This is a genomic window from Methylobacterium gregans, from assembly GCF_022179245.1.
GTDB classification, from domain to species: Bacteria; Pseudomonadota; Alphaproteobacteria; order Rhizobiales; family Beijerinckiaceae; genus Methylobacterium; species Methylobacterium gregans.
Window position 1 is genome coordinate 45,307 of record NZ_BPQM01000063.1, and the last position, 14,466, is coordinate 59,772.

Genomic DNA, 14,466 nt, shown 5'->3' on the forward strand with positions numbered 1-14,466 from the left:
CCTCTCCCTATGGGGGAGGGGGCATGGTGCGGTTCCGGCGTGAGACGAGGCGATCCGAGATCGCGATCACATCTCTCCGAACAGCTCCCGCGCGGCGCGACCGTGGGCCTCCCGCAGCGCCTGCACATCGACCCCGGCCGGCTCGCCGTCGATCACGCGCCAGTCGCCCGCGACCATCACCCGGTCGGCTCGGTGCGCCCCACAGAGGACGAGGGCGGCGAGCGGATCATGCGCTCCGGAGAAGCGCAGCTCGTCCAGGGTGAACAGGGCGAGGTCCGCCTCCAGGCCCGGTGCGATCCGGCCGATGTCATCGCGGCCAAGGCAGCGGGCGGAGCCCATGGTCGCCCAGCGAAGGGCGTCGAGATGCGTGACCGCCTCGGCCCCGTAGGTCAGCCGGTTCAGCATCAGGGCGTGGCGCACGCCCTCGATCAGGTTCGAGCTGTCGTTCGAGGCCGAGCCGTCGACGCCGAGGCCCACGGGGCTGCCCGCCGCCTCCAGCTCGCAGGTCCGGCAGCGGCCGGATGCCAGCACCATGTTGGAGGTCGGGCAGTGGCAGATCCCGACGCCCGCAGCCCCCAGGCGCGCCACCTCGGCATCGTCGAAGTGGATACCGTGGGCGAGCCAAGTGCGTGGCGAGAGCCAGCCGACCTCTTCGAGGTACGCGACCGGGCGCTGGCCGAACAGCTCCAGACAGTAGGCATCCTCGTCCAGCGTCTCGCCGAGATGGGTGTGCAGGCGGCAATCATGCGCCTCGGCAAGGCGGGCACTCTCGCGCATCAGCCGCTTCGTCACCGCGAAGGGCGAGCAGGGCGCCAGCGCGACCTGAACCATGGCTCCCGGCCGGGCATCGTGGAACAGGTTCAGGACCCGCTCGCTGTCGGAGAGGACCGTGTCGTCGTCCTGCACGAGCGTGCCCGGCGGCAGGCCGCCCTGGTCCTGCGACAGGCTCATCGAGCCGCGGGTGACGCAGGCGCGGATGCCGAGTGCGCGGGCCTCCGCGACCTGCACGTCCACCGAATCCTCGAGCCCCTTCGGGAAGAGGTAGTGATGGTCGCCGGCCGTGGTGCAGCCGGAAAGCAGCAATTCTGTGTAGGCGAGCCGGGTCGCCAGACGGAACGCTTCCGGGGTGATCCGCTGCCAGACCGGGTAGAGCGCCTGCAGCCAGGGGAAGAGCGGCTTGTTGATCGCCTTCGGATGCGCCCGCGTGAGCGTTTGGAAGGCATGATGGTGGGTATTCACGAGGCCCGGGATGACGACGTGACGTTCCGCCGCGAAGACCGCGTCGACGGCCGCGGACGGCTCAGCGCCGGCGGGCAGGCACTCGGCGATGCGCGTGCCCTCCACCACGATGCCGCCACCCGCTCCTTCGGCCAGGATGGCGAGCGGGTTGCGGATCCAGAGGCGGCGCGGAGTCTCGGTCATGCGGGGGCGTCCTGCTGGGGCCGGCTCGGAACGGCGCGACCGGCTCAGCCGTAGCCGAAGCTCGTACCAACATCGACTGGCACGGCGCTTGCGGGAATGCTGGCGGAGACCAGAAACGGCTGCGGGAGGAGGCGCCCTGTCACGCTCAGGGAGACTTGTCTTGCTGTACGGGCTCTACTTCCTCACCTGCCTTGCCGAGAATCCGGGGCATTGCGTCACGCGGGTCCACCTCTTCAGCGACGAGGTGCAGACACCGCAGCAGTGCCTCTCGGTTGCACAGCCGCAGATGGCGGCGTGGCAGAACGCCCACGGGCGCTGGCGCGTGACGCAGTTCCGCTGCGGCCGTCCGCCGAAGAGCGACGGGACGCGGATCTGACACCGCGCCAGGGCTCCCCGAACATCCGCGACGCGATCAGTGAGCGCACAACCTTCCGACATGGGAAGGTTGTGGTACGATGCTCCCATGGCACGCCGCGTTTTCTGCCGGATCGTTGATAGGCCTGACGGCCTGTTCGACGTCACCGCCACGATCGAGCCCGACAAGACGTTTCGCCGCGAGGGGGTTGCCTCACTCGGCGAGGCGGAGCGCTGGATCGATGGGTTGCGCACGCTGATGACGGCGCTCGGCGCCCCCGTCCTGCGCGTCGATGCCGCGGAGGGCGAGACGGCGGCAGATCCTGCTCAGGCGGGGACAGCGCGGCTCGACAGCGGGTCGGGATCGTAGGCCGCGATACCGCCCGGACGGGCGCGACATCATTCGCGCTCGAAGAACGGCCGGAAGTTCTCCAGCCACTCCCGCAGCCAGATTTCGCAGTGCTGCTGCGCGGCCTCGGCACTCGGCGCATGGCCCCAGACGTCCTCGGCGAGTGGGCTCCACCACGTCCAGAGCCTGTTCGACCCGTCGTACTCGCAGAAGCCGACCTCGATCCGGCCAAGTCTGCCGACGAGTCGGCGCAGCGGGACACCGGCGATGTCAGAAGCGGTCCAGGCGATACGGCTCTCGGGCATGCCCGGAAACGGCCCGGGAGGCGCTCCGGTTCGGATCAGCCCTCGGCCTTGTCGCCCTGGCCCTCCTTGGCGCCCCCAGCCGGGTCGGTACTGTCCTCGCCCGTCTCCGTGCCGCTCGCATGGCCCTGCGGGGTCAGGCGCGGGCGGTCGGGCGTTTGATCCTCGGGCTTCGTGCCTTCTCGCGTGTCGTCCATGGGAACCTCCGTCAGGGAACGAACCCTGCGGCCGATCATCGGGTTGCAGGCCGGCGGGGCGGCGATGCGGCCGCCCATGGCGGCGGAACCCGGCGGCGGAACCCGGCGGCGGAACCCGGCGGCGCCGTTCGGCGCTGTTCGGAACGGCCGCCCGCGCGACCGCCGCCTGGAGGAAGCAAGATGCCGATGCGCCTGTCCGGAGAGGAGCCGCGCCTGGACGAGGGCGCGGCAGGTTGCCTGACCTTCACGATCACGGACGGTCACATCCTGGTTCCCTGCCGGGTCGGGCACGCGGCGCTTCAGGACGCCTTCGGCCCGCCGGGCGGCAACGCCATGACGATCTTCCGCGCGCATCGGGACGCGGTGGTCGACGGCGCGATCCGCAGATACGAGCGGAGCGGCGCCGAGGGCGGGGTCGTGACGCTCACGGCAGCCGACCTCACCCCCTGAAACACGAGCTCGGCCAATGGTGCCCGACTTCTTCACGCGCAGCGCCGCCGCGGTCGCGCCGGAGCTGATCGGCTGGCGGCTCCTCGTCGACGGCGTCGGCGGGCTGATCGTCGAGACCGAAGCCTACGATCGCACCGATCCGGCCTCGCACAGTTTCGGTGGACCGACGCCCCGCAACGCCAGCATGTTCGGGCCGCCAGGGCACGCCTACGTCTACCGCTCCTACGGCATGCACTGGTGCCTCAACCTCGTCTGCGAGTTGGGCAGCGCCGTGCTGATTCGTGCCCTGGAACCGACCGATGGGCTGGAGTCCATGCGGGCGCGCCGTGGCACCGAGAGCCCGCGCCTGCTCTGCGCCGGGCCTGGCCGGCTCTGCCAGGCGCTCGCGGTCTCGCGCGTGCAGGACGGGCTGCCGCTCGACCGCGCGCCCTTCCGCCTCGAACCGCGCGTGGGGGCGGTGACGGTGGCGGCGGGCCCGCGCATCGGGATCACCCGGGCGGTCGAGACGCCCTGGCGCTTCCTGCTCGCGGGATCCCGCTTCGTCAGCCGCCCGCTGCCGCGCACGGTCGGACCACCCGGTGGGTGACCGATGCCAGATGGACGTGGAAGTCTCCCGCCCGGAATGGCATGGATGGAGCCCATGAACCCCGTCGCCATCGCCGTCATGCTCGGGATCCTGGTCGCGTGGGCGGGGCTGCTCGCCGCCGCGCTCTATCTCGGCAACCCGCTCCTCCTCGCGATCTTCGCCATCGTCTCGGTGGCGATGTTCATCCGCTGGGACGTGTTCGGCTGATCTCAGAGCCGGCGGCGCAACCAGTCCGCGATCAGATCGAGTGCGTCGGCGGCGGCCGCGATCACGCCGCCGAGTTCGATGAAGCCGTGCACCATGCCCGGATAGGTCTTCCGCTCCACCGGCACGCCGGCGGCCGCCAGACGGTCGGCGTAGGCCTCCCCCTCGTCGTGCAGCACGTCGCGGGCGCCGCCGACCAGCAGCGCGGGTGCGAGGCCGGCCGCATCCGGGACGAGGATCGGCGAGGCGTGCCAATCCAGGGCGAGGCGCGGGTCGGGCAGGTGCCGGGCGTGGAAGTAGCGCACCATCGCCCAGGTCAGGGGCGGCACCGCGGCGTTGCGGCGCCGCGACGGGTAGAGGTCCGGATCGAGGCGGTTGTCGGTGCTCGGATAGATCAGCACCTGTCCGCGCAAGGTAAGGCCGGAATCGCGCGCCGCGATCGCCGCGACGGCCGCGAGGCTGCCCCCGGCGCTGTCGCCGCCGACCGCGAGCCGGGCCGGATCGAGGCCGAGCGCGGCGGCCTCGCCCGCGATCCAGTGAAGAGCCGCGACCGCGTCCTCGGCTGAGGCCGGCGCCGGGTGCTCTGGGGCCAGCCGGTAATCGACCGCCACCACCGCGATCCCGGCCCGCGCCGCGATCTGGCGGCAGACCTTGTCGTGCGATTCGAGGTCGCCCACCACCCAGCCACCGCCGTGCAGGTAGACGAGGGCAGGGGCCTGCTTGGGGTCAAGCCCCTGCGGGCGGTAGAGGCGGAGCGGGATCGGTCCGGCCGGGCCTACCGCCGCGCTGTCCGCGACAGACGCCATCTCGACCGTCGGGCCGCCGAAATGCCGGCTCTGGCGCCGGTACATCGCGCGGGCTTCGGAGACCGGTAGTTCGCTCATCGGCGGGGTGCGCCGCCGGGCGATGCGCTCGAGGAAGGCCGCCGCGTCCCTGTCCAGATCCACCGCACGCTCTCCCGCATCACCGATCCGTGTCCTGCGCCAGGGCTCGACATCCGCAGCGGGCGCGCCGATGACGGCCCGGTCCCGCAAGCGGAACCCGCGCCATGCTGCTCTACGAGCACCCGCTCTCGTCCTACGCGCAGAAGGTCAAGATCGCGCTGCGCGAAAAGGGGCTCGCTTTCACCGCGGAGCTGCCCGTGGATTTTGGCACCGGGCGGCGGGACGGGCCCTTTGCCGAGGCCAATCCGCGAGCTGAGGTCCCGGTCCTCGTCGACGGTGCGGTGACGCTGTTCGAGTCGACGGTGATCCTCGAATACATCGAGGAACGCTGGCCTGAGCCGCCGCTGCTGCCGTCCGACCCCGCCGCCCGCGCGCGGGCGCGGCTCACCGAGGACATCTGCGACACGCAGTACGAGGCGGTGAACTGGGGCTACGGCGAGGTGCTGTGGTTCCGCCGCGCCTCCGGCGCGCTGGCCGAGCGGCTGAAGGCTCGGGCCGCCCGCCAGACCGGGGAGCTTCAGGCGTGGCTGGCGGAGCGCCTCGGCGAGGCACCGTGGTTCGGCGGTTCCGATTTCGGCTGGGCGGATGCCGCGGCGGCCCCGGTGGTCAACCGCTCCATCCACTACGGCCTCGGACCGGCCGCGGGCAGCCCGCTCGCCCGCTGGCACGCGCGCCTCCGCAAACGCGCGTCCGTCGCCGAGACCTTCGCGGAGTTCGACGCCGCGGCCGAACGCATGGCGGCGGCCTCCGAGCACTACACGACGGGCGGCCGCCGCCGGGAGTACCGCGACCACCGGCTGGAATGGATGGTGAGGTCGGGCGGCGTCGAGGTGGTTCTCGCCGGCCTGCGCGACGGCAACATCCGCTTCTCCTGGCCGCACGGAGACTGACGCCGGCGCGTCCTGTCGCGGTTCGCGCCGCCCGGATCGAGCTCCCGGCGCGGCCGCCCTGCATCACCTTCGCGGCATTGCGACGCCCGCAACCCACGGAACGCCCCGCGGCGGCCCCGGTTGGCACCCCGACTCAACCGGAGACATGCGATGACCGACAGCAACCCGCTGACCAAGTACCCGCGCCCACCCTTCGAGGGCCAGCCGCAGAGCTTTCCCGGCAAGACCGGCCGGATGAAACCCGAACCGGACCACGGCGAGGAGAGCTACAGGGGCTCCGGGAAGCTCACCGGCAAGGCGGCGCTGATCACCGGCGGCGATTCGGGCATCGGACGGGCGGTCGCCATCGCCTACGCGCGCGAGGGCGCGGACGTGGCGATCTCCTACCTGCCCGAGGAGCAGAAGGATGCCGAGGCGGTCGGCGCCTGGATCGAGAAGGCGGGCCGGCGCGCCCTGCTGCTGCCGGGCGACCTCAAGGATGCGGCCTACGCCCGCGAGATCGTCGCGCGCACTGCCGAGACCTTCGGCCGGCTCGACGTGGTGGTGAACAACGGCGCCTTCCAGCAGCCGAACCAAAGCCTCGACCAGATCGAGGACGCGGTGTTCGAGAACCATTTCCGCACCAACGTGTTCGGCGCCTTCTACGTGACGAAGGCCGCGACCGCGTACCTCAAGCCCGGCGGCTCGGTGATCTTCACCTCGTCGGTGAACTCGAAACACCCGATGCCGTCGCTGCTGGCCTACAGCGCCACCAAGGGGGCGCTCAGCAACCTCGTGCTGAGCCTCGCGCAACTCCTGGCGGAGACGGGCATCCGAGTGAACGGCGTGCTGCCGGGCCCGATCTGGACGCCGTTCATTCCCTCCGGGATGGAGGAGGATTCGGTCAAGAGCTTCGGCAGCCAAGTTCCCTTCGGCCGGCCCGGCCAGCCGGCGGAGCTCGCCTCGGCCTACGTCATGCTCGCCGCGGAGGAGAGCAGCTACACGTCGGGCGCACTGATCACCGTCGCGGGCGCGATGCCTGTACTCTGAGGCGGCGCCTCGTTGTTCCCGGCCGCAGTGCCCCTCTCTCCCCGCGGGCGGGCAGGGGCGTCGCCGGTCGGGCAATGCCGTATTCCCGCAGGGGTCTGCTACATCCGATCGTGAGGGTTCGCCGAATGCAGACATGTCGTGCATCAGAACCCATTATCCGCGTCGATCCACCACTCGATCCGCCCGCGGCAGCGAATTTTTAAGCCTAATGCCCGATGAAAGACGACCATGCTCTCCGGTCGACAGAAGTTGGCCGGGGAGCGGAGCGGTCTTCAGGCTTTGCCGCCGTGGGACGGGGAATGCGGAGTCGGATCGTCACAGCACGGATCGGGGAGCGAGTGCTGCTCGCGGGGCTCGCCGCCGCGCTCGTCGCCGGGCCGGCCAGCGCCCAGACGCTCGATCAGGCCGCCAGCGCGGCGCTGGAGAACAGCTTCGTTCTGCGCGCCGACCGGGCGCGGCAGGAGGGCGCTGAGGCACGCGAGCGCGGCGCCTTCGACGCCTTCATGCCGAGCGTGTCGCTGCTCGGCGACAAGCCGCTCTCCAGCCGCTTCACCTATGGCCCGCGCGTCGAGCCGACGCAGATCGGCATCGACTCCACGCCGCGCGCAGCGCCCCGCCAGTACGGCATAAGCGCCGACCTGCCGCTCTTCGACGGCTTCCAGCGCCTGCACACCCTGCGCTCGGCCCAGGCGCTCACCGATGCGGGCCGCTTCATCACCCTGAGCCAGCGTCAGCAGGTTCTGCTCGATGCGGCAATCGCCTACATCGCGGTCCTGCGCGACGTGCGGATCCTCGCCGCCCGGGAGGCCCAGATCGGGGCGATCAGGCGCATCCGCGACGCGACCGCCCGCCAGTTCGAGGTCAATGACGCCACCCGCACCGACGTGGCGCTGACCCAGTCGCGCCTGCAGGAGGCCGAGGCCGCCCACGACCGGGCGCGGGCGGAACTCGCCGCGGCGCGCCTCGCCTTCAAGCGCGTCACCCAGACCGAGCCGGAGCGGATGGTGCCGCCGCGCTTCCCTGACCGGCTCCCGCGCGACGAGCTGGCCTATGCGGAACTCGTGCGCGGCGCCAATCCCGGGCTCGCCGCCGCGCGCCTCGACGCGAAATCGGCGGCCTTCCAGGCGAGCGCGACGGTGAGCGCGGTGCTGCCGCAGGTGAACCTGCAGGTCACCCACGCCTCGACCTTCGGCTACAGCCCGACGCTCGACCGCATCACCGACACCACCGCCCGGGTCGTCGCGCGCATCCCTCTCTACCAGCCCGGCGCCTTCCCGAAGATCGACGAGGCCTCCGCGCTCGCCCGACAGCGGGGCTACGAAGTGCAGGATCAGGAACTGGCGACGATCATCGCGGCCCGGACCGCCTTTGCCAGGCGCGCGGCGATCGCGGACCAGCTGCGGCGACTGACCGAGCGGCTGACCTTCCTGCGCGCGACGATCCGGGGCTTCGAGGTGGAGCGGGGCGCGGGCTTCCGCACCGTGCTGGACGAGCTGAACCTGCGGGCGGAACTTGCCGACGCGGAGGTTGCCGCCGCCGCCGTCTTGACGGAGCGCGACGCGTTGAGCCTCCAGCTCTCGGCCGCCGCGAATCTCCTCGACGTCGGCCTGAGCGTGTCGGCGGATCGCCGATTCGAGACGCTCGCCGCGGTGCGCGACCCTCTGACGACCGCCGCCCTGCGGCGCGGCGGCGAGGCCGCGCCGGTGAAGCTCGCGAGCGGCGCCGGGGGAGGGCGCCCGGAGCCGGCGGCGCTCACCCTGCGCGGCCGGATCGACGAGCCGGCGCAGGCGCGCTTCGGGCTCGTGCCCTACGGCCGCACCGGCAGGGTCGCCCTGACGCAGTGAGGCGAGGGAGATCCCGGTTGCGGCAGGTTGCCAGCGTCGGGTCCGGGTGATCCTGCCGGTCAATCGTGGCGAGCTTGGCACGCACCATCATGCCGACGAGGATAGGGCTTCTCCCGTGCGGGCGGCGACAGAGCCTGCGCCCTCATTCCGGGGACCTGCAGGCGAGCCGGGAAGACGTCTCATACCCCTCCTCATCGAGACCCTCGGGTGCCGTGTCCCGCGCCGTCGCCCCGGCTTCGCCGACGGCGCTCCGGAACGACCCTGGCGAGAGCTCGACCCTATCCTTTCAATGGGTAACGGTCTCACGCCCGCGCCGGGATCCTCCGCCCGGCGCCCGGCGCCCGCGCATCCTCCACGAGGCGGCCGCCCTCTATGCGCAGGACGCGGTCGACCTGATCGAGCATGCGCTCGCTGTGGGTGATGAAGACCTTGGCGGCCCGGATCCCCTTCAGGCTCTCGACGAGCGCGGCCTCGGTCGTGGGGTCGAGGTTGGCGGTGACCTCGTCAAGGAGCAGCAGGCGCGGGCGGCGGCAGAGCGCGCGGGCCAGCAGCAGGCGGCGGCGCTGACCCGTCGAGAGCAGGCCGCCTTCCTCCGAGACCAGGGTGGCGTATCCCTGCGGCAGGCGCTCGATCTCGTCGCGCAGGCCGACGCAGACGAGCGCTGCCTCCATCTCGGCCCGCGAGACGGCCGGGTCGAACAGCGCGAGGTTGTCGGCCACGGTGCCGGCGAACAGGCCGTCGTCGGCGAAGACCACGCCGAGATTGCTGCGGTACTCCCGCTTGCCGAACTGCGCGAGCGGGCTGCCGTCCACCAGCACGCGCCCGTCCGCCGGCTCGTGCAGGCTGGCGAGGATCTTCATCAGCGAGGACTTGCCCGAGCCCGAGACCCCGACGATCGCCACGGTCTCGTGGGCCGCGAGGTCGATCCGCAGATTCACGTCGCGCAGGATCGGCTCGTCGGCCCGGCCGAACTGCACGGTGACGTTCTCCAGCCGCACCTCGCGGTTGAGCGTCCGGTGGAAGGTCGCGTCCTGCAGGCCGGCCTCCGGCTCCTGGCCGAGCACGTCGTCGAGGCGCTGGAAATGCACCCGCATCGCCGAGAGGTGCATCAGGTTGCTGGTGAGCAGGTTGACGCGCTCGAAGAACTCGGTCCGGAGCGCGAAGAAGGCGTAGAGCGTGCCGATCGTCAGCGTGTTCGCGATCACGCCGACGATGCCCATGTAGAGGGTCGCCACCGTGCTCGCGACGATGACGAGGTGCATGAACAGCTCGGCGTCGATCCCCGCCTTGCGCGCCCGGAAGTCGAGATTGGCGAAGCGCGAGAAGCTCTCGAACCAGCGCATCGCGAAGAGTTCGGTGCCGTTATGCGCCTTCAGGCTGTCGACGCGGCGCAGGCCGTCGAGAAGCCGCGCGCGCTCCTCCGAGCGCGCCTCCAGCGAGCCGAAGGTCGCCTGGTTGAGCTTCGGGAAGGTCAGGAAGCGCATCCCGATCACGGCGACGAGGGTGAGCATCGTCACCACCGCCATGGCGGGGGCGTAGTAGAGCATCAGCCCGATGATCAGGATCGAGGTGGCGCTGTCGGCGAACGCCGTGACGAGCCCGCCGACGAGGAACGCCTTGACGTGCTCGATCGAGTCGACCCGGGCCACGAAGTCGCCGGGGTGGCGCAGCTCGAAATAGTTCAGCGGCAGCCGGAAGGCGTGGCCGACGACGTTGCGGGTGAACTGGAGCTGGAGCAGCGTCGAGGCCCGCAGGGTCACGTAGTCGCGCAGCCAGCGCCCGACCGCCTCGAAGCTCAGCAGCAGGACGAGACCGATCGCCAGAACGTGGAGCAGGTCGAGGTCGACCTGCGGGATCACCACGTCGAGGGCGATCTGCAGGAGCACCGGCATGGCGAGCCCGAGCAGCGCGATCGCGACCGTGACGAGGCTGATCTGCCAGACCGTGCTGCCGAGCCCGCTCGTCGCGCGGAACACCTCCCGGAAGGTCAGCTTCTTCTCGGCCCGCACCCGCTTGAGGTCCATCCGCGGCGCGAACTCCAGCACCACGCCGGAAAAGAGCTGCTCCATGTCGGCGCGCTCGTAGAGGCGCAGGCCGAATTCCGGATCGTGCACCCGGTAGCGCCCGCCCCGGACCGATTCGAGCACCACGAAGTGGTTGCCCCGCCAGTGCAGGATCGCGGGCAGCTGGACGCCCTTCAGCTCGTCGATGTTGGTGAGCGCGTAGCCGCCCGCGTCGAGGCCGAGCGTGTCGGCGAGCTCCACGATGTCAGCCAGCGACATGCCGGTGCGCGAGAGCGGGAACAGCGCGCGCAGGTAGGCAAGGTCGATGTCGTGGCGGTGGTAGTTCGCCACCATGGCGAGGCAGGTCAGCCCGCACTCGTTGGTCTCGCTCTGCACCAAGGAGCGCACGCGCCGCCGGCCGCCCGCCAAGCCTCTCAGCCACTCGCTCATCCGAGCCTCGCTCCGGTTCCTGGCAGGTCTTCTGTCTTGATGCGCGCTCTCGCGCCGGACCGGCGTTCACCTCGGCCGAGAGCGCGGGCGATCAGCCGCGCCCGCGCATCGCGCGGATGGGGTCGAGCATCCAGTCGATCAGCCGCCGCTTCTCGACCACGATGTCGGCCGAGAGCGTCGAGCCGATGCGGATCGGCTCGTCCACGCCGTAGGCCCGGATGGTGCGGGAATCCGGCCGCACGTCGATCCGGTAGGTCGACTGCCGGGTGAGCGAAGTCGGGTCGAACACCGCCTCGCCCGCATCCGCCATCGCCACCGCGGGCGCGCGCAGCGGCGTGCCGGCGATCTGGGTGATCGTGCCGTGCGCGATCCCGAAGGTCTTGAACGGGAAGGCGTCGTACTTGATCACCACGTCCTGGCCGACCTTGGCGAGGCCGATGGCGCGGGCCGGCACCTCCAGCACGATCACCGGCTCGGCGGAGGAATCGCCCACGATCGCGAGGACTTGGTCGGCCGAGACCGAGGCGCCGGGCTCGACGAACAGGCCCGCCACCTGACCGTCGACGGGCGAGACGATGTCGAGGCGCTCCAGGGCGCTGTAGCCGGTGAGCTGGGCCTCGATCGTGCTCAGCTCGTTCTCGGTGGCGGCGAGCTGGGCGGCCTTCTCGGTCGCGGTGGTGCGCTGGCCGGTCAGGCGCTCGGCGGTCGACTGCTTCAGCTCGGCCCGGCGGGCGCGCAGCTCCGCGATCTGGCGCGCGTAGTCGAGGGCGATGCGGCGCTGGCTGTTGAGCGATTCGCGGGTCGCGTAGCCCTGGTTCATGTAGGACTGCACGCGCGCGACCATCTCCTCCTGCTGGCGCAGGCCCTCCTTCAGGGCCCGCTCCTGCTCGTCGAAGGCGCGGGTGACGTTGGCGACGTTGCTCTCGGTCTCGCTGCGGTCGCCCTTCGTGGCGTCGAGGAACGCGATCAGGCGCTCGCGGTCGCGCTGGAGGTTGGCCTTGCGCTCGCGCAGGCTCCGCAGGTTCGCGGTCACGGTCGAGACGCCGCCGGTGGTCTGGTCGCGCACCTGGATCTGCATCAGGCGCTGGCCGCGGGTGACGCGGTCGCCCTGGCGCACGTCGATACCCTGCACGATGCCGGCGGCCCGCGCGTCGAGACGGGTCAGGCCGGAGGCGGCCGAGACGTAGCCCCGCACGGATTCGCTGCGGGCGAACCGCCCGAGGAACAGACCCGCCACCAGGGCGACGACGAGCGCGCCGAAGAACCACGCCATCCACGAGGCGCCGCGGTCCTGCTGCAGGTGCATCGTCGCGCCGGGCCGGCGCTTCTGGAAAGCCGCGACGGCGGAGGACCGGCCGGATTCGGTGTCCGGCGTATCAGGCTCGCTCATGGTTCTGGATCACGCGGCAGTCCGGATCTGTTCATCCGCCTCCGTTGTCGGGGAAGCGGCGCCCGTGACTGTATCGGCGACCGGTAAATAGTCTCGCAGCGCCGACCACAGGTGCCATTGCTCGGGCCGCGCCCGCAGGCTGGCCTCGATATGGGCGCGCACGAGGGCGGCGACGCGGGCGCGCTCGTCGGGCGCGCTCGACTGGACCTCGAAGGTGGGGCCGACCCGCACGAGGTCGCCCTTCGGCTCCATCGTGCAGGCTAGCGGCACGACGAGCGCGTTGGTGAGCCGGGCCAGCGTGTCGGTGCCGAAGGCGAAGCGGGTCTCCAGGCCCAGCACCGGCATCGGAGCGGGGGCGCCGTAGGCCGGGTCGAGGTCGCAGAAGTTCACGACCACCGCGCCGTTGCGGGCGAATCGCACGGCCTCGAGAAAGCCCATCCGGTCGGTCACCTGATGGAAGCGCATCGCGACGCCGACCTCGCGGATCCGCTCGATCACCGCGGTCTCCAGGGGCATGTCGTCGCGCTGGCGCAGCACGAGGAGCGGCCGGCCCGGAAAGAAGCGTACCATCAGGCTCGCGAGCGAGAAGACGTAGGCCCCCATGTGAAGCGGCGTCAGGATCACGGGCCGCCCGGTCGCGGCCACGCGCTCCAGCGCGGCCGGGTCCGAGACCGCGACGTGCCGCGTGTCGCGCAGGAGTGCCGGCACGGTGCGCACGAGGAGCGCCAGCCACTCGGCCTCGGTCTGCAGGTTGTGCAGCACCGCCGCGCGCTCCAGGCGCCGCGCCTCGCGGGCCGACTGGCGCAGGACGCGCTGGAACAGGCGGGCATGGCCGGGCGTCTCGAAGCCGCGCAGGACGCCCGCGATCGTGAACCGCGCCCGCAGCACGCTGCGCCGCGTCCGAAGCGGCAGACCGGCGATGCGGCGCGCCAGAAAACCGACGCGCGGGTCGATCACCGTCATCTCGCGCTCCCCTGATCCGTCCGTGACACCGACCGGGACGGACCGCGTCCCGGCCTCACCGGAGAGGCGCGCGGCGCCCGAGGCGGCCGCGCGCGTCTCGTTCAGGCCCTCAGCACTTCTTGGACTTGCCGCCGCAATCCTTGGCGGGCGGGCAGGCCGGGGGGGTCGGCTCGCACTTGGAGGTGCCGCCGGTCACAGTGTTCAGGGCCTTCGCGTCGAGCTTCGTCATGATCCGTACTCCCGATCTCTGCGTTGCGTCTGGGGCTGGAAATCCCGGAGGGCACGCGCCGCGGTCACGGCGCGCGCCCGTCAGATCAGCACTTCTTGGACTTGCCGCCGCAATCCTTGGCGGGCGGGCAGGCCGGGGGGGTCGGCTCGCACTTGGAGGTGCCGCCGGTCACAGCCTTCAGGGTCTTCGCGTCGAGCTTCGTCATGGTTCTGCCTCCTGTTCCGAACCGGTGTTCCCCCGTTCGGTGAGAGGACAATGCTTATTTGGCACACCGGCGTCCAGCGGGCAGTAATGATTTTTCTAACATCTTTTCACAGGATAGACTGTTTTGGTTAAGGCCAGGACAGACTACGTAGAACTACTGATCTGAAGTTGAGCGATCAATCGAAGGGTGAAATAATTCGGTTCCTGCAACCTCAGAACGCAGGCCGCGGGCCCGCGGTTTGCCGAGCCGAGGCCTTCCGGTCGGCCCGGCCCGGGGCCGGCGCGTGTGGATGCGTTCGCTTGCCGGCGCCTGGCCGCCTCAGGGGCGCGGGACAGGCCCGGCCGAGGCCGCCGACCGCGTGGGAGGCGCGTCCTCCGGCGGGCGCTGTCCGCTCTGCGCGAGGCCGCGGTCCATCGCCTCGCTGAGGCCCGTGCTGGTCCAGCGGATCTCGGCGAGGCGCGCGGCCGCCTCCCGCTGCACCCGCAGCGCCTCGGCGCGCAGGTGCTCCGCCTCCCGGAGGGCGGCGTTCAACCGGGCGAGAAGCGCGTCGTCGTCCATGCCCGGGAAGCTAGCGGGCGCGGCCCGGCCGCGCCTTCACCTGGGATACTGCGCCTGAGATACTGCGCCTGGGATAGAGGTGGGTGAGCCGCGCCGC

Annotated in this window: 16 protein-coding genes; 8 read left to right on the forward strand and 8 right to left on the reverse strand. The window is 71.2% G+C overall.

The window, feature by feature from the left end:
• Positions 1–66: 66 nt before the first annotated feature.
• A complete protein-coding gene (locus MFF54_RS13565) occupies positions 67–1,422 on the reverse strand; it encodes an 8-oxoguanine deaminase (RefSeq protein ID WP_238303453.1) in 1,356 nt (451 codons plus the stop codon).
• 160 nt (positions 1,423–1,582) lie between these two features.
• Between MFF54_RS13565 and MFF54_RS13570 the strand changes: the two genes are divergently transcribed.
• On the forward strand, positions 1,583–1,798 hold the full coding sequence (locus MFF54_RS13570) for a hypothetical protein (protein ID WP_238303454.1): 216 nt from the start codon (positions 1,583–1,585) through the stop codon (positions 1,796–1,798).
• Positions 1,799–1,885: 87 nt separating this feature from the next.
• Complete coding sequence (locus MFF54_RS13575) at positions 1,886–2,146, forward strand: hypothetical protein (RefSeq protein WP_238303455.1); 261 nt, start codon at positions 1,886–1,888, stop codon at positions 2,144–2,146.
• Positions 2,147–2,175: 29 nt separating this feature from the next.
• On the opposite strand, the gene MFF54_RS13580 is transcribed toward MFF54_RS13575, so the two are convergent.
• Together MFF54_RS13580 and MFF54_RS13585 are read right to left on the reverse strand one after the other, a co-directional pair.
• Positions 2,176–2,430, reverse strand: coding sequence for a hypothetical protein (locus tag MFF54_RS13580; protein ID WP_238303456.1), 255 nt, complete (start codon positions 2,428–2,430; stop codon positions 2,176–2,178).
• A gap of 35 nt (positions 2,431–2,465) precedes the next feature.
• A complete protein-coding gene (locus MFF54_RS13585; RefSeq protein ID WP_238303457.1) occupies positions 2,466–2,624 on the reverse strand; it encodes a hypothetical protein in 159 nt (52 codons plus the stop codon).
• 186 nt (positions 2,625–2,810) lie between these two features.
• Here MFF54_RS13585 and MFF54_RS13590 point away from each other — a divergent pair, with 186 nt between their 5' ends.
• Genes MFF54_RS13590 through MFF54_RS13600 form a run of 3 tightly spaced genes read left to right on the forward strand, consistent with a single transcriptional unit; the run spans position 2,811 to position 3,867 of the window.
• Complete coding sequence (locus MFF54_RS13590) at positions 2,811–3,074, forward strand: DUF1488 family protein (protein WP_238303458.1); 264 nt, start codon at positions 2,811–2,813, stop codon at positions 3,072–3,074.
• Between the two features lie 16 nt (positions 3,075–3,090).
• A complete protein-coding gene (locus MFF54_RS13595) occupies positions 3,091–3,660 on the forward strand; it encodes a DNA-3-methyladenine glycosylase (protein WP_238303459.1) in 570 nt (189 codons plus the stop codon).
• 54 nt (positions 3,661–3,714) lie between these two features.
• Positions 3,715–3,867 (forward strand): hypothetical protein, encoded by a 153-nt coding sequence (locus MFF54_RS13600; RefSeq protein ID WP_204165243.1) that lies wholly within the window; start codon positions 3,715–3,717, stop codon positions 3,865–3,867.
• 2 nt (positions 3,868–3,869) lie between these two features.
• Here MFF54_RS13600 and MFF54_RS13605 read toward each other — a convergent pair whose 3' ends face one another.
• Positions 3,870–4,811: an alpha/beta hydrolase gene (locus tag MFF54_RS13605; RefSeq protein ID WP_238303460.1), complete on the reverse strand. Its 942-nt coding sequence runs from the start codon at positions 4,809–4,811 to the stop codon at positions 3,870–3,872.
• Between the two features lie 101 nt (positions 4,812–4,912).
• Between MFF54_RS13605 and MFF54_RS13610 the strand changes: the two genes are divergently transcribed.
• From MFF54_RS13610 to MFF54_RS13620, 3 genes are all read left to right on the forward strand, one after another.
• On the forward strand, positions 4,913–5,698 hold the full coding sequence (locus MFF54_RS13610; protein WP_238303461.1) for a glutathione S-transferase family protein: 786 nt from the start codon (positions 4,913–4,915) through the stop codon (positions 5,696–5,698).
• A 150-nt stretch (positions 5,699–5,848) separates the two neighbouring features.
• On the forward strand, positions 5,849–6,727 hold the full coding sequence (locus MFF54_RS13615; protein ID WP_238303462.1) for an SDR family oxidoreductase: 879 nt from the start codon (positions 5,849–5,851) through the stop codon (positions 6,725–6,727).
• Between the two features lie 299 nt (positions 6,728–7,026).
• Entirely contained in the window at positions 7,027–8,571 is a 1,545-nt protein-coding gene (locus tag MFF54_RS13620) for a TolC family protein (RefSeq protein WP_238303463.1), read from the forward strand.
• A gap of 302 nt (positions 8,572–8,873) precedes the next feature.
• Here MFF54_RS13620 and MFF54_RS13625 read toward each other — a convergent pair whose 3' ends face one another.
• The 4 genes from MFF54_RS13625 to MFF54_RS13640 all read right to left on the reverse strand — a co-directional run bounded on the left by MFF54_RS13625 (position 8,874) and on the right by MFF54_RS13640 (position 14,369).
• Complete coding sequence (locus MFF54_RS13625; protein ID WP_238303464.1) at positions 8,874–11,024, reverse strand: peptidase domain-containing ABC transporter; 2,151 nt, start codon at positions 11,022–11,024, stop codon at positions 8,874–8,876.
• Positions 11,025–11,115: 91 nt separating this feature from the next.
• Positions 11,116–12,414, reverse strand: coding sequence for an HlyD family secretion protein (locus MFF54_RS13630; protein WP_238303465.1), 1,299 nt, complete (start codon positions 12,412–12,414; stop codon positions 11,116–11,118).
• A gap of 9 nt (positions 12,415–12,423) precedes the next feature.
• Complete coding sequence (locus MFF54_RS13635; RefSeq protein ID WP_238303466.1) at positions 12,424–13,377, reverse strand: LpxL/LpxP family acyltransferase; 954 nt, start codon at positions 13,375–13,377, stop codon at positions 12,424–12,426.
• Between the two features lie 752 nt (positions 13,378–14,129).
• The gene (locus tag MFF54_RS13640) at positions 14,130–14,369 is read right to left on the reverse strand and encodes a hypothetical protein (protein ID WP_238303467.1); all 240 of its coding nucleotides are present in this window, start codon (positions 14,367–14,369) and stop codon (positions 14,130–14,132) included.
• Positions 14,370–14,466: the final 97 nt, after the last annotated feature.